Below are 22,209 nucleotides of genomic sequence, written 5' to 3' on the forward strand. Positions count from 1 at the left end.
CCCTTCGCTGCGCTCCAGGTCAGTCCTCGCGGGTTGTCGGTCGGGCTGACCTTGCGCTCCGCTGCGGGCGAGTGACGCTCCGCGCCCCTCACCCTTCGCTGCGCTCCAGGTCAGTCCTCGCGGGTTGTCGGTCGGGCTGACCTTGCGCTCCGCTGCGGGCGAGTGACGCTCCGCGCCCCTCACCCTCCGCTGCGCTCCAGGTCAGTCCTCGACGTCGTCGCGGTACCGGCGGTCGTCGACGTACTCCTCCTCGATGAGGTGCACGGCGGCCTCCTCGGCGCTCGCGGCGCCGCCCGAGAAGCCCGCGTCGATGGCGAACCCGTCGGTGCCGCCCGCCTCGACGGCGTCGTCGTCCTCGACCAGGCGACCGGCACGGGACTCGTCGCGGTCGGGGCGCGGCCGTGCCTCCCAGACCTCGGGCTCCTCCTGGCCGATCCGTTGGTCGATCGTCTCGCGGTGGGCCTCTTCCCAGGCTGTCTCGCCGTAGTGGTTCGTCCGCGGCCGGTCCGGCACGGTGTAGCCCTCGTCGAGGAGGTCGTCGACCCCGCGGTCGATCAGGGTGTCCTCGCTGGGCAGCTGGTCGGTGTCGCCCTCGCTGCCGAGCTCAGGGTCGGTGCTGGTGCCGGGAGTCTCGCTCATGCCTCCGACCCTCGCACCGTGCGCGCCCCGGCGCCAGAGGGAGTGGGGGACGCCACGATCAATCCGGTGTCCCGGGCGGTCGCCGGCCGGGGACACTGGGCGCATGGGCCACCTCGACATCGGCGGCATCGGGTACTTCCTGCCCGACGGACGTCCCCTCCTCGACGACGTGTCGTTCCGGGTCGGTGACGGCGCGCGCGTGGCGCTCGTCGGCCCCAACGGTGCCGGCAAGACGACGCTGCTGCGGATCGTCGCCGGGGACGAGGCGCCGCACGCCGGGTCGGTCGGGCGCAGCGGTGGCCTGGGGATCATGCGGCAGGACATCGGCCGCATCGACGACGACCGGTCGATCCGGGACCTGCTGGCGTCGCTCGCGTCGCCGGCCGTCCGCGACGCCGCCGTCGAGCTGGCGGCCGCGGAGCTGCTGATCATGGAGGTCGACGACGAGCCCGCGCAGATGCGGTACGCGCAGGCGCTCGTCGACTGGGCCGACGTCGGTGGGTACGAGGCGGAGGCGGGCTGGGACCGCGTCACCGACGCCGTGCTGTCCATCCCGTTCGACGCCGCGCAGCACCGGGAGGTGCGGACCCTGTCCGGGGGCGAGCAGAAGCGCCTGGTCCTGGAGGCGCTGCTGCGCGGCCCGGACGAGGTGCTGCTGCTCGACGAGCCCGACAACGCCCTGGACGTGCCCACCAAGCGCTGGCTCGAGGACAAGCTGCGGGCGTCGAACAAGACCGTGCTCTTCGTCAGCCACGACCGCGAGATGCTTGCCCGCGTGGCGACGCAGGTGGCGACCCTCGAGCCCGGCGTCAGCGGTGCGGCGGTCTGGGTGCACGGCGGCGGGTTCGCGACGTACCACCAGGCGCGCGAGGACCGGCGCTCGCGGCTGGAGGAGCTGCTGCGGCGCTGGGAGGAGGAGCACGCGAAGCTCAAGGAGCTGGTGCTCACGCTCAAGACGAAGGCGGCGTTCAACGACGGGCTCGCGTCGCGGTACTCGGCCGCCCAGACCCGCCTGCGCAAGTTCGAGGAGGCGGGTCCGCCGACCCTGCTGGCGCGGGAGCAGAACGTCAAGGTCCGGCTGCGCGGCGGGCGGACCGCGAAGCGCGCTGTCGTCGCCACCGGGCTGGAGCTCACCGGCCTGATGAAGCCGTTCGACCTCGAGGTCTGGTTCGGCGAACGTGTCGCGGTGCTGGGCTCCAACGGGTCCGGCAAGTCGCACTTCCTGCGGCTCCTGGCCGCCGGCGGCAGCGACCCGAGCCCCGAGCACGCACCGGCGGACGACATCCCCGTCGCCCCGGTGACGCACACCGGCGCGGTCGTCCTCGGGCCGCGCGTGCGGCCGGGCTGGTTCGCGCAGAACCACGGGCACCCCGAGCTCGTCGGCCGGACGCTGCTGGAGATCCTGCACCGCGGCGAGGGGCACCGGGCGGGGCTCGGCCGGGAGCAGGCCAGCAAGGCGCTCGACCGGTACGAGCTCGTGGCCGCGGCGGAGCAGCGCTACGAGACGCTCTCCGGCGGCCAGCAGGCGCGCCTGCAGATCCTCCTGCTCGAGCTCGGGGGAGCGACGTTGCTGCTGCTCGACGAGCCGACGGACAACCTCGACCTGCACTCCGCCGAGGCGCTCGAGACCGGGCTGGCCGCGTTCGAGGGCACCGTCCTGGCGGTCACGCACGACCGCTGGTTCACGCGGACCTTCGACCGGTTCCTCGTGTTCGGTTCGGACGGCGAGGTCGTCGAGACGCCGGAGCCCGTCTGGGACGCGGGGCGCGTCGACCGCGTGCGCTGACCTTCAGACGAGCAGCGTGACGGCGAGGGTCGCCATCACGACCGCGATGACGATGTCGAGCACCTGCCAGGCGCGGGGTCGGGCGAACACCGGCCGCAGCCGGGCGGCGCCGAACCCGAGAGCGGTGAACCAGGTGATGCTGGCGAGCACCGCGCCCGCGCCGAACACCCACGCGCCGGGATCGTGTTGGTGGGCCAGCGAACCCAGCAGCACCACGGTGTCCAGGTAGACGTGCGGGTTGAGGAACGTCAGGGCCAGGCACGTGGTGAGCACCGCGCCCAGGGCGGCGGGGCCGTCGGCGGCCGGGTCGAGGCGTTCCGGGCGCCGGGCGCGCAGTGCGGCGCCGACGGCCAGCGCGAGCAGGAACGCGGCGCCCGCGTACTTCGTCACGGTGAGCACGACGGGGTGGTTCGTCACGAGGGCGCCCAGACCGGCGATGCCGGCGGCGATGAGCAGGGCGTCCGCCGCGGCGCAGACGGCTACCACGGGCAGCACGTGCTCGCCGCGGATGCCCTGGCGCAGCACGAAGGCGTTCTGGGCGCCGATCGCGACGATGAGGCCGAGGGCGGTGAGGAAGCCCGTGAGGGCGATGGCGGGCACAGAGCGACCGTAAGACGCGCACGCGACGAAGACCAGTTCATGATTCTCCGGAACCATTAGGATCATTCATGTGGCCTTCGATGTTGATCAGCTGAGCGCCCTCGCAGCCGTCGTGCACGAGGGCAGCTTCGACGCGGCCGCACAGCGCCTGCACGTCACGCCGTCGGCCGTCAGCCAGCGGATCAAGGCGCTCGAGCAGCAGGTGGGACGCGTGCTGGTGCTCCGGACGCGCCCCTGCCGGCCCACGGACGACGGTGAGGTCCTCGTCCGGCTGGCGGGCCAGATGGAGCTGCTGGGGCGGGACGCGATGGCGCAGCTGGTGCCCACCGGCGGCGGGTCCCGGGCCGCAGCCCCGTCGACGCGCCGGCTACCCGTCGCCGTGAACGACGACTCGATGTCCACCTGGTTCCCCGCCGCCGTCGCGGACCTGCCCCCCGACGTCCTGCTGGACCTGCGGCGCGAGGACCAGGAGCTGTCCGCTGACCTGCTGAGGGACGGCACCGTGATGGCTGCGGTGACCGCCGACCCCCGCGCCGTGCAGGGTTGCCGGGTCCGCCGCCTGGGCGCGATGCGCTACCTGGCCGTCGCCGCACCGGACCGCCGGGACCGCTGGTTCGCCGACGGGCTGGGAGCGGAGGTCTTCGCGACGGCACCTCTGCTGGCGTTCAACAGGGAGGACGGCCTGCAGGAACGCTTCGTGGCGTCCGTCGTGGGGCGCCGCACCGTGACCCCGCACGTCCACTACGTGCCGTCGCAGTCGGCGTTCGTGGGGCTCGTCGAGGCGGGTCTCGGGTGGGGGATGGTGCCGGAGGTGGCGGCGTCCGAGCGCATCGCGGCGGGAGCGCTCGTCGAGATCCGGGCCGGGCGCCACCTCGACGTGCCGCTGTACTGGCAGCACTGGGCGCTGCGCACACCGACGCTGGACGACCTTACGGAGCGCGTGGTTCGGGCCGCGGCGAAGGCGCTCCGGCCGGTGCGGAGGCACGGACCCCCGTCTACCGCAGGGTGACGAGACCCGCGTTTTGACCCCTCGGCACGCCGCCAGGTAATCTGGTGAGTCGTTGTGCGTCCCTGTTCCGGCGGCTGCTAGTGCCCTCTCAGCACTCAGCACCGAGCCAGAACGGCAAGGCCGGTGCGTTCCCGCTCGCCGCCTGGATGCCGACGAGAGCATTCATCGGCGGACCCGCACCCTGCGGAGTCCCGCCGCGACAAGATTCGCAACGAAACGAAGGCTGACGACCGTGCGCACGTACACCCCGAAGCCCGGCGACGTCGAGCGGACCTGGCACATCATCGACGCGAACGATGTCGTCCTGGGTCGCCTGGCCACACATGTGGCCACGTTGCTGCGCGGCAAGCACAAGGCAACCTTTGCTCCCCACGTCGACGGCGGTGACTTCGTCATCGTCATCAACGCGAGCAAGGTGGCACTGACCGGCAACAAGCGCGAGAACAAGCTCGCGTACCGCCACTCCGGATACCCGGGTGGCCTGCGCGCCGTGGCCTACTCCGACCTCCTGGAGAAGCACCCCGAGCGCGCGATCGAGAAGGCTGTCCGCGGCATGCTCCCCAAGAGCTCGCTCGCACGCCAGCAGCTCACCAAGCTCAAGGTCTACGCCGGTGCGGAGCACCCGCACGCGGCGCAGCAGCCGAAGCCCTTCGAGATCACCCAGGTCTCTCAGCAGGCGTGAGCCGGCTGAGTACAGAGAACAAGGACGCGAGGACACCAGTGGCAGAGACCACGGTCGACATCGACCTCGAGGGCGATGACACCCCCACCAGCTACACCTCCGAGACGGTTGCCCCGACGGGCCGCGGTCAGAGCATCACGGCACCGGCGAACGCGCTCGGCCGTCGCAAGGAGGCCATCGCGCGCGTGCGCCTGGTCCCCGGCACCGGTCAGTGGAAGGTCAACGGGCGCACGCTCGAGGACTACTTCCCGAACAAGGTGCACCAGCAGCTCGTGAACTCCCCGTTCAAGCTGGTCGACGTCGAGGGTCGTTTCGACGTCGTCGCCCGCATCACCGGCGGTGGCGTGAGCGGCCAGGCCGGCGCGCTGCGCCTGGGCATCGCCCGTGCGCTGAACGCGATCGACGAGGAGCACAACCGCCCGGCCCTGAAGAAGGCCGGCTTCCTGACCCGCGACGCCCGCGTCGTGGAGCGCAAGAAGGCCGGTCTCAAGAAGGCTCGTAAGGCTCCGCAGTACTCGAAGCGCTGATCGTCTCGCTTCGGCCCGATGGCCCTGCCGGTCTCACGACCAGCGGGGCCATCGGCATGTCTGCAACCATCGACACGGCGCGAGCCGGGGGACACGCCGCTGGCGCCGTGCCCCGCAAGGACGAAGGAGTCTGACCATGGGCCGACTGTTCGGTACCGACGGCGTGCGTGGGCTCGCCAACCGGGACGTCACCGCCGAGCTCGCGCTCGACCTCTCGGTCGCGGCCGCGCACGTCCTGGGCTCGCTCGGCGAGTTCGAGGGGCACCGGCCCCGGGCGATCGTCGGGCGTGACAGCCGGGCGTCCGGGGAGTTCCTCGCCGCGGCGGTGTCCGCGGGGCTCGCCTCGGCGGGGATCGACGTCAACAACGTCGGCGTGCTGCCGACGCCCGCGGTGGCGTTCCTGACCGCCGAGCTCGGGGTCGACATCGGCGTGGTCCTGTCCGCGTCGCACAACCCCATGCCCGACAACGGCATCAAGTTCCTGTCGCGCGGCGGGCACAAGCTGGACGACGAGCTCGAGGCCGCCATCGAGGCGCGCATGGGTGAGGACTGGGAGCGTCCGCTCGGCGGTGACGTCGGGCGCATCCGGGTCGACACCGGGCGTGCCGGTGAGCAGTACATCGAGCACCTCGTCGGGACCATCGACGTGCCGCTGACGGGTCTGCGCATCGCGGTCGACTGCGCGAACGGTGCGGCGAGCGAGGTCGGCCCCGCGACGCTGCGGGCCGCCGGCGCCGACGTCGTCGTCATCAACGCCTCGCCCGACGGCCGGAACATCAACGAGAAGTGCGGCTCCACGCACCCCGAGCAGCTGCAGGCGGCCGTGGTGGCCTCGGAGGCGGACCTCGGGGTCGCGTTCGACGGGGACGCCGACCGGTGCCTCGCCGTCGACGCGTCGGGTGCGCTGGTGGACGGCGACCAGATCATGGGGATCCTCGCCATCGCGATGCGCGACCGCGGCGACCTCGTGGCCGACACGCTGGTCACCACGGTGATGAGCAACCTCGGCCTGAAGATCGCGATGACGCAGGCCGGGATCGCGACGATCGACACCGCGGTCGGCGACCGGTACGTGCTCGAGGCGATGCGCGCCGGGGGGTACTCCCTCGGTGGCGAGCAGTCCGGGCACATCATCATGGCGGCGCACGCGACCACCGGCGACGGCGTCCTCACGGCGCTGCAGCTGGCCGCGCGCGTGGCCGCGACGGGGACGGCGATCGCCGACCTCGCCGGGGTGGTCCGGCGGCTGCCGCAGACGCTCGTCAACGTGCCGGGCGTCGACAAGCGCCGGGCGTCGTCGGACGAGTCGCTGCTGGACGCGGTGCGCTCGGCGGAGTCCGGTCTCGGCAGCACCGGGCGGGTGCTCCTGCGCTCGTCGGGCACCGAGGACCTGGTCCGGGTCATGGTCGAGGCGGGCACGCAGGCGGAGGCGGACCGGGTGGCCCACGAGCTGGCCGACGTCGTCCTGGACCGGCTGGCGCTGTAGTGCCGTCCGGCCCGCAGTGGGACCAGGCGCTGCGGGACGTGGCGCTGTGGATCATCGAGTCCGGCACGCGCTCCGCCGACGGTGTCGCGCCCGTCGTCCAGGCGGGGCACCCGGCGCTGCGGGCCGTGGCCACCCCGTACGACGGCCAGCTGTCGGACGCGGAGCTGGCGGCGCTCCTCGACGTGATGCACCGGACCATGCGGGCCGCGCCCGGCGTCGGGCTGGCGGCGCCGCAGCTCGGGCTCCCGGTGGCGCTCGCCGTGCTCGAGGACCCAGGCACCGTCTCGGAGGAGCACGCAGAGGTGCGCGAGCGCGAGCCGCTGCCGTACCGGGTCCTGGTGAACCCGCAGTACACCCCGGTGGGCGACGAGCGGGTCGGCTTCTACGAGGGCTGCCTGAGCGTCGTCGGCTACCAGGCGGTGGTCGCTCGCGCCCGGCACGTCCACCTCACCGGCACGGACGAGCGGGGGGAGGCGCTCGACGAGCTCGTGGGCGGCTGGTCCGCGCGGATCGTCCAGCACGAGACCGACCACCTCGCCGGCACCCTGTACCTGGACCGTGCCGAGCTGCGGTCCCTGGCGGCGACCGACGAGTTCGGTGCCCGGTGGGCCGCGGAGCCGAAGCCGGCCGCCGCAGCCCGTGCGCTGGACTTCCCGCTGGACTGAGGGGGCGCCCGCAGGGGGAGCCGGGGTCCGACCCTGGGATGATTCGGGGCTGCACCAGGGATGAACCGGGGGTCACCCCTATGTCCACGGACCGCGCCGCGACTTACCGTGGAGGCACGACACCGGGCGGAACACCACCTGGTGCACGACGCAGGAGCTGATGACACGTGCTGGAGGGGTGGGCCCTGGCCCTCGTAGGTTCCCCGTGGATCTTCGTCGTGCTCTACCTGTTCGCCACCATCGACGGCTTCTTCCCCCCGGTCCCCAGCGAGTCGATCGTCATCGCGCTCTCCGCGGTGGCCATGGCCGAGGGCACGCCGAACCTCGCACTGATCATGCTGGTCGCCGCCGCCGGCGCGTGGACCGGTGACCAGATCGCCTACCAGATCGGCACCAAGGTCAAGGTGCGCGAGCTGCGCGTGCTGCGGTCCCCGCGGGGTCAGGCGGCCGTCGACTGGGCCGAGAACGCCCTCGCGAACCGCGGGGCGGCGTTCATCATCGCGGCCCGCTACATCCCGATCGGGCGCGTCGCGGTGAACATGACCGCAGGTGCGGTGGGCTACAGCCGGCGCCGCTTCATGGGGCTCACGGCCATCGCCGCCGTCACCTGGGGCTGCTACTCGGCGCTCATCGGGATCGGTGCCGGTGCCTGGCTGCACGACCACACGCTCGTCGCCGTGGGCGTCGGGGTGGTCGGCGGGCTGGCGATCGGTCTGGTCATCGACTGGGTCCTGCGCAAGCTCACCCACCACCGCCCGGCCCCGGAGGCGAGCGCACCGGTGCTCCGCGTCGCGGATGAGTCGGACACGCCCCGGGCGGAGACCACCACTCCGGTCACGGGACGCTCACGATCCGACCCCGCTGCCTAACGATCCGGTATCACTGCGTCATTTCGCCCATGACTGTGCTTACTCTCTGACTGTGTCGACGTCGCGGTCGGCGCTCCCGTGCCTGACCACACCCCCGGGGGTGTCCGTCGGCATGGGTGGATGCGGGCAGGGGGCGAGATGGGCGTGCGTGCGCGGTGGGCCGTCGGCCTCGCGCTGCCCGCTGCACTCCTGCTGGGCCTCGCGGCGTGCAGCGCCCCCCGTGAGCAGGCGGCGCAGGACACGCCCACCGCGGTCGTCGTCGGCGCCCCCGACTGCCTCTCCTCGCAGGTCCTCGCGGACCTGGGCCTGGTGGCGGCCGGCGAGTCCGGTGGCACGGGCACGCCGCACGCGGACGCCCCCGACGCCGGTCGGGTGCCGGACGGCTTCCTGCCGGTCAGCGTGGTCGTCTGCGCCCCCGGGGGGACCCTGCAGGACTCGTCCGGGACGTGGGTCGCGCTGACCGCGAGCCGACACGAGGGTGACCTGGAGCCGCTCGTCGCAGCCCTGCGCCGGCCGTCGGCACAGCGCGGCGGGACGTGCAGCACCGCGGCCGTCGTGGCGCCGTCCCTCTGGCTGGTCGACGCACTCGGCCGGGCGGTCCGTCCGGTCTGGCCGACGGACCGCTGCGGCTCCCCGCAGGAGGCCGTGGCGACCGCCCTGGACGCCCTCGAGGAGACGGACAGCGAGCAGTACCCGGTCCGGCTCGTGATCCCCGCGGAGCCGACTGCGCAGCGTTGAGCCCTACAGCTTGCGCAGCCGGACCCGCTCCACCGCGTGGTCGCTGTCCTTGGTCAGCACGAGGGTGGCGCGGCTGCGGGTGGGCAGGATGTTCTGCACGAGGTTCGGCTGGTTGATCGAGTCCCAGATCCGCTCGGCACGCTCCACGGCCTCGTCGTCGGTCAGCGCGGCGTACCGGTGGAAGTACGACTCGGGCCGCGCGAACGCGGTCTTCCGCAGCGCGAGGAAGCGGTCGACGTACCAGCGGCGGACGTCGCTCGTACGGGCGTCGACGTAGATCGAGAAGTCGAAGAAGTCGCTCACCGCCAGGTTCGACGTGCCCTCGGCGGTGGGTCGGGCGGGCTGGAGCACGTTGAGACCCTCGACGATGAGCACGTCGGGGCGGTTCACCACGATCTCGCGGCCCGGGAGGATGTCGTAGGTCAGGTGGTCGTACACGGGCACCCGGACCTCCGGACGGCCTGCCTTGACCTTGGACACGAAACGGAGCAGGGCCCGGCGGTCGTACGACTCGGGGAAGCCCTTGCGCTCCATCAGCCCGCGGCGCTCGAGCTCGGCGTTGGGGTAGAGGAAGCCGTCCGTGGTGATCAGCTGGACCCGCGGCGTCGCGGGCCACCGCGCGAGCAGCTCGCGCAGGAGGCGCGCGGTGGTCGACTTGCCGACGGCGACGGAGCCGGCGACGCCGATGACGAACGGGGTGCCGCCGACGTCCTCGCGCAGGAACGTGCTCGACGCGGCGTGCAGGCCGCGGGTCGCCTCGATGTGCAGGTCGAGCAGCCGGGAGATCGGGCGGTAGATGGCGTCCACCTCGGCCAGGTCGATCGGGTCCCCGAGGCCGGCGAGGCGCTCGACGTCGGCGTCCGTGAGCGGCAGCGGCGTGGAGGCCGAGAGGCGGGTCCAGGCATCGCGGTCGAGGTCGACGTAGGGCGACGCGGGCGCGACGGCGGCGCGACGGGGCGCGTCCACCATCGGGGCGCGGTCGACGCTGGTCGTGGCGCCGAAGCCCGCGAGCACCGCTCGTACCCCCGCGTCGAACTCGGCGCGGGCTGCGGACGTCGGCGCCACCCGGCCGGGGTCGGCCTGCAGGATCTCCGTCATCACCCAGCCGTGCACCTGGGACCAGATGCTGCGCGCGATCGTCTCGGTGTCGCCGGTCAGCTCGCCGCGGTCGACGGCGTCCTGCGTCCGGGCGACGTGGTCGACGAGCGAGAGCCCGCCGCGCTCCGCGGAGGCGTCGGAGGCGTCGTTGGCGGTGATGCTCGGGGCGAACATCACCGTGTACTCCAGGGGGTGCGCGAGGGCCCAGTCGCGGTACGCGTGCGCGCCGCGCAGCAGCCTGTCGACGCCGTGGAGCTCGTCGATCGGCGCCAGCGCCTGGTCGAGCCCCGCGAACGCCTCCATGATCGCCGCGTCGACGAGCGCGGACTTGCTGCCGAAGTGGGTGTAGACCCCGATGGTCGAGCAGCCCGAGAGCGCGGCGACCCGGCGCACGGTGAGGGCCGCCGGTCCCTCGGTGCCGAGGATCTTGACGGTCTCGGCCAGGATCCGGTCGCGCAGGGGCAGCGTTGACGTCGCTGTGGTCACATCACTACGTTATGGCCATAACAACGTAATGCTGCGTCCGAGGGTGCCGACGCGGTCGAGTGCACGAGGAGACGACATGCCGCGCACTGTCCTGGACGGGCGACGAGGACTCGCCGCGCTGGCCGTGGTCGGCGTCCTGGCGGGCTGCTCGGCCGACAGGCCCGCGGACGTCGACCCCGAGGCGACGACGACCACGGACCTCGGCCTGACGAGCCCCGACCTCGACGGCACGGGGACGCTGCCGGCCTGGGCCTCCGGTGTGTACGGCACCACCTGCGCGGGGGACAACCGGTCACCGACGCTGACCTGGGCCGGGGCGCCCGACGGGACCCGGTCGTTCGTCGTGACGTTCACCGATCCCGCGCACCCGAGTTACGTGCACTGGGTCGTCACCGGCATCGACCCGTCGGCCACCGGGCTCGAGGCGGCCGACGACGGGATGGTCGACGGCGGGGTCGTCGGCGACAGCTTCCGCGGCACCGGGAGCTACGCCGGACCGTGCGTCGACGGAAACACCTACGTGTACACGCTGTACGCGCTCGACGACGAGGTCACCGGCACCGCGAGGACCACGCTGGGCGACGCGCTGGCGCTGATGGAGGGGCACATCCTCGACCAGGCCGAGCTCCCTGTGCTGCGGGCAGCGTCCTAGGAGGCGGACCGGGCGGGCGGCGGTCGCCGACTAGACTCGCCGTCATGTGTGGAATCGTCGGCTACGTCGGTAGCCAGGTAGCCAGCGACCGCCCTCTGGACGTGGTGCTGGAGGGTCTGCGGCGCCTCGAGTACCGGGGATACGACTCGGCAGGGGTCGCACTCGTCAGCCCCTCGGGGACGCTGGCCACCGCGAAGAAGGCCGGCAAGCTGGCGAACCTCGTCGAGGAGCTGGACCTGCGTCCGCTCCCGGAGTCGACGGCGGCCATCGGGCACACGCGGTGGGCCACCCACGGCGGGCCGACCGACGTGAACGCGCACCCGCACGTCGCCGGCAAGCTCGCGGTGATCCACAACGGCATCGTCGAGAACTTCGCCGTCCTCAAGGCGGGGCTGGAGGCCGACGGCGTCCGGTTCACGTCCGAGACCGACACCGAGGTCGCCGCGCAGCTCATCGCGCGCGCCTACGAGACGACCGGTGACCTGACGGCCGCGATGGCGGCGGTCGCGCGCACCCTGCACGGCACGTTCACGCTGCTGGCCGTGCACGAGGACGCCCCCGACGTGGTCGTCGGCGCCCGGCACGACTCCCCGCTGGTGGTCGGCATCGGCGACGGCGAGAACTTCCTGGGGTCCGACGTCGCGGCGTTCATCTCGCACACGCGCGAGGCGCTCGAGCTGGGCCAGGACCAGGTGGTGACCATCACCCCGAGCGCCGTCACCGTCACGGACTTCGAGGGTCGGCCCGCGCAGGCGCGCCGGTACACCGTGGACTGGGACGCCGCGGCGGCCGAGAAGGGTGGCTTCGCGTCCTTCATGGACAAGGAGATCCACGACCAGCCCCAGGCCGTCGCGGACACGCTGCTCGGCCGGACCGACGCGCACGGTCGGCTCGTGCTGGACGAGATCCGGATCGACGAGTCGGTGCTGCGGTCGGTGGACAAGATCGTCGTCGTCGCCTGCGGCACCGCCGCCTACGCCGGGCACGTCGCCAAGTACGCGATCGAGCACTGGTGCCGGATCCCCGTCGAGGTCGAGCTGGCGCACGAGTTCCGCTACCGCGACCCCGTGGTCAACGAGCGCACGCTGGTCGTGGCGGTGTCCCAGTCCGGCGAGACCATGGACACGCTCATGGCTGTGCGGCACGCCCGGGAGCAGGGCGCCAAGGTGCTCGCGCTGGTGAACACGCACGGCTCGACCATCCCCCGCGAGTCGGACGCGGTGCTCTACACGCACGCCGGCCCGGAGATCGCGGTGGCGTCGACCAAGGCGTTCCTGGCCCAGATCACCGCGGCCTACCTGCTCGGCCTGTACCTCGCGCAGCTGCGCGGCAACAAGTACGCCGACGAGGTCTCCGCGATCCTGTCCGAGCTGCGCGCCATGCCGGACAAGATCCAGCAGGTGCTGGACCGGGCCGACCGGGTGCGCGAGACCGCACGCTCGATGGTGGACACGAAGTCGGTGCTGTTCCTGGGCCGCCACGTCGGGTTCCCGGTGGCGATGGAGGGTGCGCTCAAGCTCAAGGAGCTCGCCTACATCCACGCCGAGGGGTTCGCCGCGGGGGAGCTCAAGCACGGCCCGATCGCGCTCATCGAGGAGGGGCAGGCGGTGTTCGTCGTCGTGCCGTCGCCGCGCGGACGCGACTCGCTGCACTCGAAGGTCGTCTCCAACATCCAGGAGATCCGGGCCCGCGGTGCCCGCACCCTGGTGATCGCGGAGGACGGCGACGTGGACGTCCTCCCGTACGCCGACGAGGTCTTCTACGTGCCGCAGTCGCCGACGCTCCTGGCCCCGCTACTGGCCGTCGTCCCGCTGCAGGTGTTCGCCTGCGAGCTGGCGACCGCGAAGGGTCTCGACGTGGACCAGCCGCGCAACCTGGCGAAGTCCGTCACGGTCGAGTGACCGTGAACCTCGCGTGATCATCGGCGTCGGCATCGACGTCGTCGACGTCGCGCGCTTCGTCGACACCCTGCACCGGGTGCCGGCGCTGCGCGACCGCCTCTTCACGCCCGAGGAGCGGGAGATGCCCGAGACCTCCTTGGCCGCACGGTTCGCGGCCAAGGAGGCCATCGCCAAGGCGCTCGGTGCGCCCGCGGGGATGAGCTGGCAGGACGCGACCGTGCGCCGCGTCGCCGGTGCGCAGCCGGTGGTCGAGGTCGTCGGCACCGTCGCCGCCGCGGCTGCTGCCGCGGGCGTCGACCGGTTCCACCTGTCCATCTCCCACGACGCCGGCATCGCGTCCGCCGTGGTGATCGCCGAGCGGGACTGAGCCTCAGCGCAGAGCCGGGACGACCTCGGACTCGAACAGCTCGATGCCCGAGCGGTCGTAGGCGGCCTCCGCGAAGTACGTGATCGCGTAGGTCATGCCGAGCTTCTCGAGCTCCTGGAGCTTCTCGACGATCTGCTCCGGGGTGCCGACGAGAGGGCCGTTGCGGAAGTCCTCGGCAACCTCGGCCGCCTTCGCGGGGACCGTGTTGCTCAGGTGCTCCTCGACCCAGGCGATACGGTCGTCGACCTCGGCCTCGGTGGCACCGATGACCACGTTGTAGTTGGCCGACCGGGTGATCTCCTCGAACGGCCGGCCGATGGCCTCGCAGTGCCCGCGCAGGATCTCGGACTTGTGCGCGAAGGCCTCGGGGGCGCCTGCGAAGTTGGTGTAGGCGGCGTGCTCGGCCGCGATGCGCAGCGTCTTCTTCTCGCCGCCGCCCGCGATCCACAGCGGCGGACCATCCACCTGCAGGGGCAGCGGGGACAGCTGGGCGCCGTCGACCTGGTAGTGCCGCCCGTCCAGCGTCGCGGTGCCGTTGGTCCACATCTGCTTGAAGATCTGGACGCCCTCGTCGAGCATCGCGATCCGGGTGCCGGCGGACGGGAAGCCGTAGCCGTACGCGAGCCACTCGTGCTCGTACCAGCCCGCACCGATGCCCATCTCGACGCGGCCGCCCGAGATGATGTCCGCGGTCGTGGCCACCTTGGCCAGGTAGGCGGGGTTCCGGTACGCCATGCACGTGCACATCTGGCCGAGCCGGACCCGGCTGGTCGACGCGGCGAACGCGTTGATGAGGCTCCAGGCCTCGTGGGTGGCCTCGCCGTTGGGCTCGGGCACCGCGTGGAAGTGGTCGTACACCCAGATCGACTCGAAGGCGTCGCCCTGGTCGGCGTGGTTGGCCAGGGCGCTCATGGTCGGCCAGTGGTCGCGCGGCTCGATGCCGGCGAGGTCCTGCCGCCAGCCCTGGGGGATGAAGAGTCCGAAGCGCATGCGGGGCACGTTACCTGCGCGGGAGCCGGTGTGCCTGGTCGGGTCGAATCGATGCATTCGGACGTCGTCGCCCGCGCCCGCGTGCAAATGCTCTCCCACCCGTCAGGATGAGGAACGTGCTGCAGACCTGGACCTCCGCGCAGGTGCGGGCGGCGGAAGAACCGCTGCTGGCGCTCGGCGTCCCCCTGATGGAGCGGGCCGCGTTCGCCCTGCACGTGCGCACGGCCGCCGTGCTGCGCGAACGGCGCCGCGCCGTCGCCGGTGCGCGGGTGGTCGTCCTCGCGGGACCCGGCAACAACGGCGGCGACGCCCTGTACGCGGGTGCGCTGCTGGCTCGGCGCGGGGTCGAGGTCCACGCGGTGGTGACGGCGGAGCGGGTCCACGAGGGCGGCCTGTCTGCGCTGCTGCAGGCCAGGGGACGTGCCCTGCGGGTCGACGGGTCCGTGGACGACGCCGCCGCGCTCGCGGCCGGCGCCGACCTGGTGCTGGACGGGCTGCTCGGGATCGGCTCGGACGGGTCGGGCCTGCGCGGTGCGGCGGGCGCGCTCGTGCAGGCGATCCTGGACCTCGGTCGGCCGTACGTCGTCGCCGTCGACGTGCCGTCGGGCCTCGGTGTCGACGACGGGCGGCGGGACGGGATCGCGCTGGACGCCGACCTGACGGTGACGTTCGGCGGTCTGAAGCCCGGGCTCCTGCTGCCGCCCGGCACCCACGCCGCCGGCCGGGTCGAGCTGGTCGACCTCGGCCTGGACCTGGCGGGTGTGCCCGCCGTGGTGCGGCTGGAACCGGGTGACGTCGCGGACCTGTGGCCGGTGCCCGCGTCCGATGCGCACAAGTACACGCGCGGGGTCCTCGGGGTCGTGGCCGGCTCGCGGGCCTACCAGGGGGCCGCGGTGCTGACGACGAGCGCGGCCGTGCAGGCCGGCATCGGCATGGTGCGGTACCTGGGCGACGTCGGGGACGTGGTCGTGGCCGCGCACCCGGAGGTCGTGGTGGGTCACGGGCGCGTGCAGGCCTGGGTGTTCGGGCCGGGGGTCTCCCCGGACGACGCCGGCCAGCGACGACGCATCGAGTACGCGTTCGAGCACGTGCGGGAGCGCGGCGAGGCAGCCGTGGTCGACGCGGGTGCGCTCGAGCTGCTGCCCGCGCACGTCGGCCCGCACGCGGTGCTGACGCCGCACGCGGGCGAGCTCGCGCGCGTCCTCACGCAGCGTGGTGAGACCGTCGACCGGGCCGCGGTCGAGGCGGAGCCGCTGCGCTGGGCGCGCCGCACGCACGAGCTGACCGGCGCGACCGTCCTGCTCAAGGGACCCGTGACCGTCGTCGCGGGCGCTCAGGGTGCCGCCTACGCGCAGGCCGACGCCCCGGCGTGGCTGTCGACCGCGGGGGCGGGCGACGTGCTGGCGGGTCTGCTGGGCGCGCTGCTCGCCGGCCGGGTAGACGCCATCCACGAGGACCCGTCCCTCGCTGCCGCGCTGGCGGCCACCGCTGCGCTGGTGCACGGCCGCGCGGCGCACCGGGCCAACCCCGGCGGCCCGATCTCGGCGCGCGCGGTCGCGGACGCGCTGCCGGCCACGATCGCGGAGCTGCTGGGCAGGTGACGCTGACTCCTGACCTCCTCGCCCGCGTGGAGGCGCTGCTCGAGAGCGGGCCACGGCGGATCCTGGGCATCGTCGGCGCGCCCGGGGCCGGCAAGTCGACGGTCGCCACGCAGGTGGTCGCCGCGGTGGGACCCGCCGCGGTCGTCGTGCCGATGGACGGGTTCCACCTCGCGCAGACGGAGCTGGAGCGGATCGGGCGCGCCGACCGCAAGGGAGCTCCGGACACGTTCGACGCCGACGGGTTCGTCGCGCTGCTGACCCGCCTGCGCAGCCCGGAACGGACCGTCTACGCGCCCGAGTACCGCCGCGACCTGCGCAACCCCGTCGCCGGGGCGATCGCGGTCCCGCCCGAGGCGCGGCTGGTCGTCGTCGAGGGGAACTACCTGCTGCTCGACGAGCACGGCTTCGGTCCCGTGGCCGCCCTGCTCGACGAGTCGTGGTTCCTGGCGCCTGACGACGGGCTGCGGCTGACCCGGCTGGTGGCCCGGCACGAGGCGTTCGGCAAGTCGCCCGAGGCGGCGCGCGCGTGGTCGCACGGTCCCGATGAGAACAACGCCCGGCTGGTCGCGGCGACGGCCGTCCGCGCCGACGTCGTCGTCCACGTCGGCTGAGTACCGGTGCGAGACTGGGCGCCGTGAGCTCGTACCCCGCACGTGCCGTCGTCGACCTCGCGGCCGTCCGTTCCAACGTCCGATCCCTGGCCGCGCACGCGCCGACCGCACAGGTCATGGCCGTCGTGAAGGCCGACGGCTACGGCCACGGCCTCCTGCCGACCGCTGCCGCCGCCGTGGCCGGTGGCGCGACCTGGCTCGGCGCCGCGCAGGTCGACGAGGCGCTCGCCCTGCGGCGTGGCGGGATCACCGGCACCCGCGTGCTGACCTGGCTCTACGCGCCCGGTGCGCCGCTGCGGGAGGCCGTCGAGGCGGACGTGGACGTGTCGGTGTCTGCTCCGTGGGCGCTCGACGAGCTCGCCGTGGCCGCCCGTGTGGCCGGGCGTCCGGCCCGCGCGCACCTCAAGGTCGACACCGGGCTGGGCCGCAACGGGCTCACCCCGGCCGACCTCGCGACGATCCTGCCGGAGGTCCTGCGGCTGCGCGCGGAAGGTGCCGTCGAGGTCGTCGGGCTGTGGAGCCACCTCGCGTTCGCCGACGAGCCCGAGCACCCGACCGTGAAGCACCAGGGCGAGGTGTTCGCGGACGCGCTGCGGACGGTCGAGGCCGCCGGCGTCGCGCTCGAGGTCCGGCACCTGGCCAACTCCGCCGCGACGCTGACCACCCCGGCGGTCCACTACGACCTCGTCCGGCCCGGCATCGCCGTCTACGGCCTGTCGCCGGTCCCGCAGCTGGGTGGGCACGACGACTACGGCCTCGTGCCGGCGATGACCCTGGAGGCCGAGCTGGCGAACGTGAAGGTCGTGCCCGGCGGGCACGGTGTCTCGTACGCCCACCAGTACGTCACCACGCACGACACGGTGCTCGGTCTGGTGCCGCTGGGCTACGCCGACGGGATCCCGCGGCACGCGTCGGGCACGCAGGAGCAGCCCGGTGGTCCCGTGCGCGTCGGCGGTCGCACGCTCGGGGTCGCCGGCCGGGTCTGCATGGACCAGGTGGTGATCGACCTCGGCCCCGGGGCGACCGAGCAGGCGGGGGACCGGGTCGAGCTGTTCGGCAGCGGTCGCGACGGCGGGCCGACCGCGCAGGACTGGGCGGTCGCCGCCGGCACGATCTCCTACGAGATCGTCACGCGGATCGGTGCACGGGTTCCCCGGGTGCACGTCGACAGCGAGGCGGTCGCCCGATGAGCGTCACGGTTCGGCTGCCCGACGCCGACGCCACCCGGGCCTACGGTCGCGCGCTCGCGGACGTCCTGCGGGCGGGCGACCTGGTCGTGCTCACCGGGGACCTCGGGGCGGGCAAGACCACGCTGACGCAGGGGATCGGAGCCGGGCTGCAGGTGCGTGGGCAGGTGGCGTCGCCGACGTTCATCATCGCGCGCGAGCACCCGCCGGTCGCGCGGCCCGACGGCACCCGCGGTCCGACCCTCGTGCACGTCGACGCCTACCGGCTGGGCTCGCTCGACGAGGTGGACGCGCTCGACCTCGACGCGAGCCTGGACGAGGCCGTGACCGTCGTCGAGTGGGGCGAGGGGTGGGTCGAGTCGCTCGCGCAGGACCGTCTCGAGGTCACGCTGCAGCGGCCGCGCGGAGGAGCGCTGGCCGACGACGACCTCGACGACGCCGCCGCGGGGGAGCGCGTGGTCACCGTGCGGGCCGTCGGTGCACGCTGGGCGGACGTCGCGCTGCCCGACGCCGACCCGGTGGCAGGCTGACCTCGTGCCCGTCCTCGCCCTCGACACGTCCGCCGCCGTCGCGGTGGCCCTCACCGACGACGCCGGTGCGCTGCTGGCCGAGCGCTCGGACCGGCAGCAGCGCCACCACGCCGAGCTGCTGACCCCGATGATCGCCGCCGTTCTGGCCGACGCCGGCGTGGACCGGCGCGAGCTCACGTCCGTCGTCGTCGGCACGGGTCCGGCCCCGTTCACCGGGCTGCGCGTCGGGCTGGTCACCGCGCGGACCCTCGCGCTGGCGCTGGGCATCCCGGCGCACGGCGTCCCGAGCCTCGACGCGGTGGCCCTGAGGGCGTCGCGCACCCTGCCACCCGGCACCGACGTGCTCGTCGCCACCGACGCCCGGCGCCGCGAGGTGTACTGGTCGCTCTACCGGGTGGTCGGGGCCGGGCGGATCGAGGTGCTCGTGGCACCCGAGGTCGCGGCTGCCGCGGACGTCGCTTCCGACGAGCGCACCGCCGGTGCTCTGGTGGTCGGGCGCGGCGCGCTGCTGTACGCCGACGCGTTCGCCGCAGGCACCGAGTCCCCGCTCCTCGATCCCGACCCGGCGGAGCTGGCCCGGCTGGCCCTGGAGCGGGTGGCGGAGGGTCGGGTGCTCGGCACGGAGCCGCTCTACCTGCGCCGGCCCGACGCCGTGCCGCAGGCCGCGCGCAAGCGCGTGCTCGGATGACCGAGCCCGGCGACGTCCTGGTCCGTGCCCTGACCCCCGCGGACCTGCCGGCCCTGGAACGCATGGAGATCGACCTCTTCGAGGCGGCTGCCTGGTCGCCCGAGAGCCTCGCGTCGGAGATCAGCGGCCCCGGGCGCTGGTACGTGGGGACGGTCGTCGGCGGTGAGCTGGTCGGGTACGCCGGCCTGTGGTTCGACGGGTACGACGCGCAGGTCATGACGATCGGCACGGACGAGCGGTTCCAGGGGCGCGGGCTCGGCCGGCGGATGCTGGACAACCTGCTGGACCGCGCCCGTTCGCTCGGTGCCGCCGTCGTGCTCCTCGAGGTGCGGGTGGACAACGACCCCGCGATCCACCTGTACGAGAGCGCCGGCTTCGAACGGCTCGGCATGCGCCGGGCGTACTACCAACCGGGCAACATCGACGCGTGGACCATGCGGCTGGACCTGCGTGGTCAGGAGGAGCCTGCATGACGAGGGACGCAGTCATCGTCGACGCCGTCGCGCTGAACGAGGCGCTGTCGAGCGCCGACCCGCCGGTCCTGCTCGACGTGCGCTGGGCGCTCGGGCAGACGGACGGTCACGACCGCTACCTCGACGGCCACCTGCCCGGTGCCGTGTTCGTGGACCTGGACACCGAGCTGGCCGGTCCGGCCTCGCCGCAGGAGGGTCGCCACCCGCTGCCCGACCTCGCCGTGCTCGAGGCCGCCGCCCGTCGCTGGGGTGTCTCGGGGGAGCGCGCGGTCGTGGCCTACGACGCGGTCGGCGGGATGTCCGCCGCGCGCGTGTGGTGGTTGCTGCGCTGGGCCGGCGTGCGCGACGTGCGGCTGCTCGACGGCGGGCTCGCGGGGTGGACGGACGCGGGGCTGCCGCTGGAGGCCGGGTCCGTGATGCCGGAGCCCGGGGACGTGGTGCTGGTGCCGGGGGCGCTGTCGACGATCGACGCCGATCAGGCGGCGACGTGGGACGGCTCGTTGCTCGACGCCCGTGCCGCCGAGCGGTACGCCGGCGACGTCGAGCCGGTCGACCCGCGCGCGGGCCACATCCCCGGTGCGATCTCCGTGCCGACGGCGGGGAACATCGGCCCCGACGGCACGTTCCTGTCCGATGCGGCGCTGCGGGAGCGGTTCGCGGCGGTCGAGGGTCCGGTCGCCGTGTACTGCGGCTCGGGCGTGACGGCCGCTCACGAGGTCGCGGCGCTCGCGTCGATCGGCGTCGAGGCGGCGCTCTACCCGGGCTCCTGGTCGCAGTGGTCGAACGACCCGGCGCGGCCGGCGGAGACGGGACCGGCCGCGGCCCGGGTCTAGGGGACCGTCAGACGGTCAGCGACGCCTGCGCGTAGCCGAGTCGCTCCGCGCGGGCGCGGTGCGTGCCGGTGCCCTCGACGTGACCGACGTTGACGACGAGGAGCGACTTCCAGCCGTTCTCGGCGAAGAACTCCTGGTCGATGGCGTCGGCATCCATGCCGCCCATCGGGCCCGCAGCCAGGCCGGCGGCGCGCAGGCCGACGATCAGGTAGCCGGCCTGGATCAGCGCGTTCGTCCGGGCCATCGACTCGCGCTGCTCGGGCTGGCCCTCGAGTGCGTCGGCGAGCGCGGCCATGTGCGGCGCGAGCGTCGGGATGTGCGTGTGGAAGCCGGTGTCGGCCGCCAGGACCAGGGAGACGGGGGCGCCCAGGACGCGCTCGCGGTTGCCCTCGCTCATGTGCGCGGCGAGACGCTGACGGGCCTCGGGCGTGCGGACGACCAGGAGGCGCAGCGGGACGGTGTTGAGGGCAGTCGGGCCCCACTTGACCAGGTCGTAGACCGCGGCGATCCGCTCGTCGCTGACCTCGTCGGGGGTGAACGCGGCCGCGGTGCGCGCCTCGCGGAACAGGAGGTCCGCGACGTCGTCGGCGACCGCGAGACCAGGCCCGCGGCCGAATGCTGTGAAGTCGAGGCCGTCGAGGACAGTGGTGTCAGTGGTCATGGTTGGTTGAAGCGTCAATTACCGCCCGTTGTTCCGAGCAGCGGGGTGGCGGTCGTCACAGCGGCGCGGCCACTTATCCTGGGCGCATGGCAGACCCCCTCGTCCTCGGGATCGAGACCTCGTGCGACGAGACCGGCGTCGCCCTGGTGCGCGGCTACGACCTGCTGGTCGACGCCGTCGCGAGCTCGGTCGACGAGCACGCGCGGTTCGGCGGGATCATCCCCGAGATCGCGTCGCGCGCCCACCTCGAGGCCATGGTGCCGACGATCGAGCGGGCGCTGGCCACCGCCGACGTCTCCCTCGGTGCGGTCGACGCGATCGCGGTCACGGCCGGCCCCGGGCTCGTCGGACCCCTGACCGTCGGAGCCTCCGCCGCCAAGGCCCTCGCGCTCGCGCTGGACAAGCCGCTGTACGGCGTCAACCACGTGATCGGGCACGCCGTGGTCGACGAGCTGGTCGACGGCGCGTTCCCCGACCGGGTCATGGCGCTCGTCGTCTCGGGCGGCCACTCGTCGCTGCTGCTCCTCGACGACACCGTCAACGTCACCGAGCTCGGGTCGACGCTCGACGACGCGGCGGGGGAAGCCTTCGACAAGGTCGGCCGGCTGCTGGGCCTGCCGTACCCGGGCGGGCCGCACATCGACCGTCTCGCCCGTGAGGGCAATCCCGCCGCGATCCGCTTCCCGCGCGGGCTGACCGCCGCCAAGGACCAGGCCGCGCACGCCGCCGACTTCTCGTTCTCCGGGCTCAAGACCGCGGTGGCCCGCTGGGTGGAGGCGCGGCAGGACTCCGGTCAGGAGGTGCCGCTCCCGGACGTCGCGGCCTCGTTCGCCGAGGCGGTGGCGGACGTCCTGACCGCCAAGACGATCGCGGCCTGCCGCGCGCACGGCGTGGACACCCTGGTGGTCGGCGGCGGGTTCTCCGCGAACTCCCAGCTGCGGGACATGGCCGCCAAGCGCTGTGCCGAGGCCGGCATCACGCTGCGCATCCCGCCCATCCGCTACTGCACCGACAACGGCGCCATGATCGCCGCGCTCGGCTCGGCCGTCGTGCGCCGCGGGTTGCCGCCGTCGTCGCTGGACCTGCCGGTCGACTCGTCGATGCCGCTGACCCAGGTCCTGGTCTGACCG

The 22,209-nt window shown here is 73.4% G+C and carries 24 protein-coding genes and 1 pseudogene; 19 read left to right on the top strand and 6 right to left on the bottom strand.

What is annotated here, in order from left to right; translation table 11 throughout:
- Positions 1 to 201 precede the first annotated feature (201 nt).
- Positions 202 to 639, bottom strand: coding sequence for a DUF5709 domain-containing protein (locus tag J2X26_RS06135; protein WP_307490720.1), 438 nt, complete (start codon positions 637 to 639; stop codon positions 202 to 204).
- Positions 640 to 742: 103 nt separating this feature from the next.
- On the opposite strand from J2X26_RS06135, the gene J2X26_RS06140 reads away from it, so the two are divergent.
- Positions 743 to 2,425, top strand: a complete 1,683-nt coding sequence (locus J2X26_RS06140) for an ABC-F family ATP-binding cassette domain-containing protein (protein WP_307490722.1) — start codon at positions 743 to 745, stop codon at positions 2,423 to 2,425.
- Positions 2,426 to 2,428: 3 nt separating this feature from the next.
- On the opposite strand, the gene J2X26_RS06145 is transcribed toward J2X26_RS06140, so the two are convergent.
- On the bottom strand, positions 2,429 to 3,025 hold the full coding sequence (locus J2X26_RS06145) for a LysE/ArgO family amino acid transporter (protein WP_307490723.1): 597 nt from the start codon (positions 3,023 to 3,025) through the stop codon (positions 2,429 to 2,431).
- Between the two features lie 70 nt (positions 3,026 to 3,095).
- Between J2X26_RS06145 and J2X26_RS06150 the strand changes: the two genes are divergently transcribed.
- The 7 genes from J2X26_RS06150 to J2X26_RS06180 all read left to right on the top strand — a co-directional run bounded on the left by J2X26_RS06150 (position 3,096) and on the right by J2X26_RS06180 (position 9,001).
- Positions 3,096 to 4,034 carry a LysR family transcriptional regulator ArgP gene (locus tag J2X26_RS06150; protein WP_307490725.1) on the top strand — a complete coding sequence of 313 codons (939 nt, stop codon included), beginning with the start codon at positions 3,096 to 3,098 and terminating at the stop codon, positions 4,032 to 4,034.
- A gap of 232 nt (positions 4,035 to 4,266) precedes the next feature.
- Complete coding sequence (gene rplM, locus J2X26_RS06155; RefSeq protein ID WP_055912203.1) at positions 4,267 to 4,716, top strand: 50S ribosomal protein L13; 450 nt, start codon at positions 4,267 to 4,269, stop codon at positions 4,714 to 4,716.
- 38 nt (positions 4,717 to 4,754) lie between these two features.
- Complete coding sequence (gene rpsI / locus J2X26_RS06160) at positions 4,755 to 5,243, top strand: 30S ribosomal protein S9 (RefSeq protein WP_055912205.1); 489 nt, start codon at positions 4,755 to 4,757, stop codon at positions 5,241 to 5,243.
- 136 nt (positions 5,244 to 5,379) lie between these two features.
- Complete coding sequence (gene glmM / locus J2X26_RS06165; protein ID WP_307490726.1) at positions 5,380 to 6,729, top strand: phosphoglucosamine mutase; 1,350 nt, start codon at positions 5,380 to 5,382, stop codon at positions 6,727 to 6,729.
- A gap of 29 nt (positions 6,730 to 6,758) precedes the next feature.
- Positions 6,759 to 7,394, top strand: coding sequence for a peptide deformylase (locus J2X26_RS06170; protein ID WP_439897835.1), 636 nt, complete (start codon positions 6,759 to 6,761; stop codon positions 7,392 to 7,394).
- A 167-nt stretch (positions 7,395 to 7,561) separates the two neighbouring features.
- On the top strand, positions 7,562 to 8,263 hold the full coding sequence (locus J2X26_RS06175; RefSeq protein ID WP_307490727.1) for a DedA family protein: 702 nt from the start codon (positions 7,562 to 7,564) through the stop codon (positions 8,261 to 8,263).
- A 138-nt stretch (positions 8,264 to 8,401) separates the two neighbouring features.
- Positions 8,402 to 9,001, top strand: coding sequence for a hypothetical protein (locus tag J2X26_RS06180; protein WP_307490728.1), 600 nt, complete (start codon positions 8,402 to 8,404; stop codon positions 8,999 to 9,001).
- Between the two features lie 3 nt (positions 9,002 to 9,004).
- On the opposite strand, the gene coaA is transcribed toward J2X26_RS06180, so the two are convergent.
- Both coaA and J2X26_RS06190 read right to left on the bottom strand, forming a co-directional pair.
- A complete protein-coding gene (gene coaA / locus J2X26_RS06185; RefSeq protein ID WP_307492216.1) occupies positions 9,005 to 9,970 on the bottom strand; it encodes a type I pantothenate kinase in 966 nt (321 codons plus the stop codon).
- Between the two features lie 123 nt (positions 9,971 to 10,093).
- Positions 10,094 to 10,585, bottom strand: a pseudogene (locus tag J2X26_RS06190) (TetR/AcrR family transcriptional regulator); the annotation flags it as partial.
- A 76-nt stretch (positions 10,586 to 10,661) separates the two neighbouring features.
- Here J2X26_RS06190 and J2X26_RS06195 point away from each other — a divergent pair.
- From J2X26_RS06195 to J2X26_RS06205, 3 genes are read left to right on the top strand one after another with little or no spacing between them, the layout of a single operon-like run.
- Entirely contained in the window at positions 10,662 to 11,237 is a 576-nt protein-coding gene (locus J2X26_RS06195) for a YbhB/YbcL family Raf kinase inhibitor-like protein (protein ID WP_307490729.1), read from the top strand.
- Positions 11,238 to 11,281: 44 nt separating this feature from the next.
- Complete coding sequence (gene glmS / locus J2X26_RS06200) at positions 11,282 to 13,138, top strand: glutamine--fructose-6-phosphate transaminase (isomerizing) (RefSeq protein ID WP_307490730.1); 1,857 nt, start codon at positions 11,282 to 11,284, stop codon at positions 13,136 to 13,138.
- Positions 13,139 to 13,151: 13 nt separating this feature from the next.
- A complete protein-coding gene (locus J2X26_RS06205) occupies positions 13,152 to 13,505 on the top strand; it encodes a holo-ACP synthase (RefSeq protein ID WP_307490731.1) in 354 nt (117 codons plus the stop codon).
- Positions 13,506 to 13,508: 3 nt separating this feature from the next.
- Here J2X26_RS06205 and J2X26_RS06210 read toward each other — a convergent pair whose 3' ends face one another.
- On the bottom strand, positions 13,509 to 14,495 hold the full coding sequence (locus J2X26_RS06210; RefSeq protein ID WP_307490733.1) for an LLM class F420-dependent oxidoreductase: 987 nt from the start codon (positions 14,493 to 14,495) through the stop codon (positions 13,509 to 13,511).
- Positions 14,496 to 14,602: 107 nt separating this feature from the next.
- Here J2X26_RS06210 and J2X26_RS06215 point away from each other — a divergent pair, with 107 nt between their 5' ends.
- Genes J2X26_RS06215 through J2X26_RS06245 form a run of 7 tightly spaced genes read left to right on the top strand, consistent with a single transcriptional unit; the run spans position 14,603 to position 20,418 of the window.
- Positions 14,603 to 16,096: an NAD(P)H-hydrate epimerase gene (locus J2X26_RS06215; RefSeq protein WP_307490735.1), complete on the top strand. Its 1,494-nt coding sequence runs from the start codon at positions 14,603 to 14,605 to the stop codon at positions 16,094 to 16,096.
- A complete protein-coding gene (locus tag J2X26_RS06220; RefSeq protein ID WP_307490736.1) occupies positions 16,093 to 16,707 on the top strand; it encodes a nucleoside/nucleotide kinase family protein in 615 nt (204 codons plus the stop codon). Before J2X26_RS06215 ends, J2X26_RS06220 begins: the two co-directional genes overlap by 4 nt.
- Before the next feature lie 23 nt (positions 16,708 to 16,730).
- A complete protein-coding gene (alr, locus tag J2X26_RS06225) occupies positions 16,731 to 17,897 on the top strand; it encodes an alanine racemase (protein WP_439897821.1) in 1,167 nt (388 codons plus the stop codon).
- Positions 17,894 to 18,424 carry a tRNA (adenosine(37)-N6)-threonylcarbamoyltransferase complex ATPase subunit type 1 TsaE gene (gene tsaE / locus J2X26_RS06230; protein ID WP_307490738.1) on the top strand — a complete coding sequence of 177 codons (531 nt, stop codon included), beginning with the start codon at positions 17,894 to 17,896 and terminating at the stop codon, positions 18,422 to 18,424. The genes alr and tsaE overlap by 4 nt, the downstream gene beginning before the upstream one ends.
- Positions 18,425 to 18,428: 4 nt before the next feature.
- Positions 18,429 to 19,112: a tRNA (adenosine(37)-N6)-threonylcarbamoyltransferase complex dimerization subunit type 1 TsaB gene (gene tsaB / locus J2X26_RS06235; protein ID WP_307490739.1), complete on the top strand. Its 684-nt coding sequence runs from the start codon at positions 18,429 to 18,431 to the stop codon at positions 19,110 to 19,112.
- Complete coding sequence (gene rimI, locus J2X26_RS06240) at positions 19,109 to 19,585, top strand: ribosomal protein S18-alanine N-acetyltransferase (RefSeq protein WP_307490741.1); 477 nt, start codon at positions 19,109 to 19,111, stop codon at positions 19,583 to 19,585. Before tsaB ends, rimI begins: the two co-directional genes overlap by 4 nt.
- A complete protein-coding gene (locus tag J2X26_RS06245; RefSeq protein ID WP_307490742.1) occupies positions 19,582 to 20,418 on the top strand; it encodes a sulfurtransferase in 837 nt (278 codons plus the stop codon). Before rimI ends, J2X26_RS06245 begins: the two co-directional genes overlap by 4 nt.
- Before the next feature lie 7 nt (positions 20,419 to 20,425).
- Here J2X26_RS06245 and J2X26_RS06250 read toward each other — a convergent pair whose 3' ends face one another.
- Entirely contained in the window at positions 20,426 to 21,079 is a 654-nt protein-coding gene (locus J2X26_RS06250; RefSeq protein WP_307490744.1) for a malonic semialdehyde reductase, read from the bottom strand.
- Between the two features lie 86 nt (positions 21,080 to 21,165).
- Here J2X26_RS06250 and tsaD point away from each other — a divergent pair, with 86 nt between their 5' ends.
- Positions 21,166 to 22,206: a tRNA (adenosine(37)-N6)-threonylcarbamoyltransferase complex transferase subunit TsaD gene (gene tsaD, locus J2X26_RS06255; protein ID WP_307490745.1), complete on the top strand. Its 1,041-nt coding sequence runs from the start codon at positions 21,166 to 21,168 to the stop codon at positions 22,204 to 22,206.
- Positions 22,207 to 22,209: the final 3 nt, after the last annotated feature.

The sequence above is a fragment of the Cellulomonas humilata genome (genome assembly GCF_030814415.1).
Classification (GTDB): Bacteria; Actinomycetota; Actinomycetes; order Actinomycetales; family Cellulomonadaceae; genus Cellulomonas; species Cellulomonas humilata_A.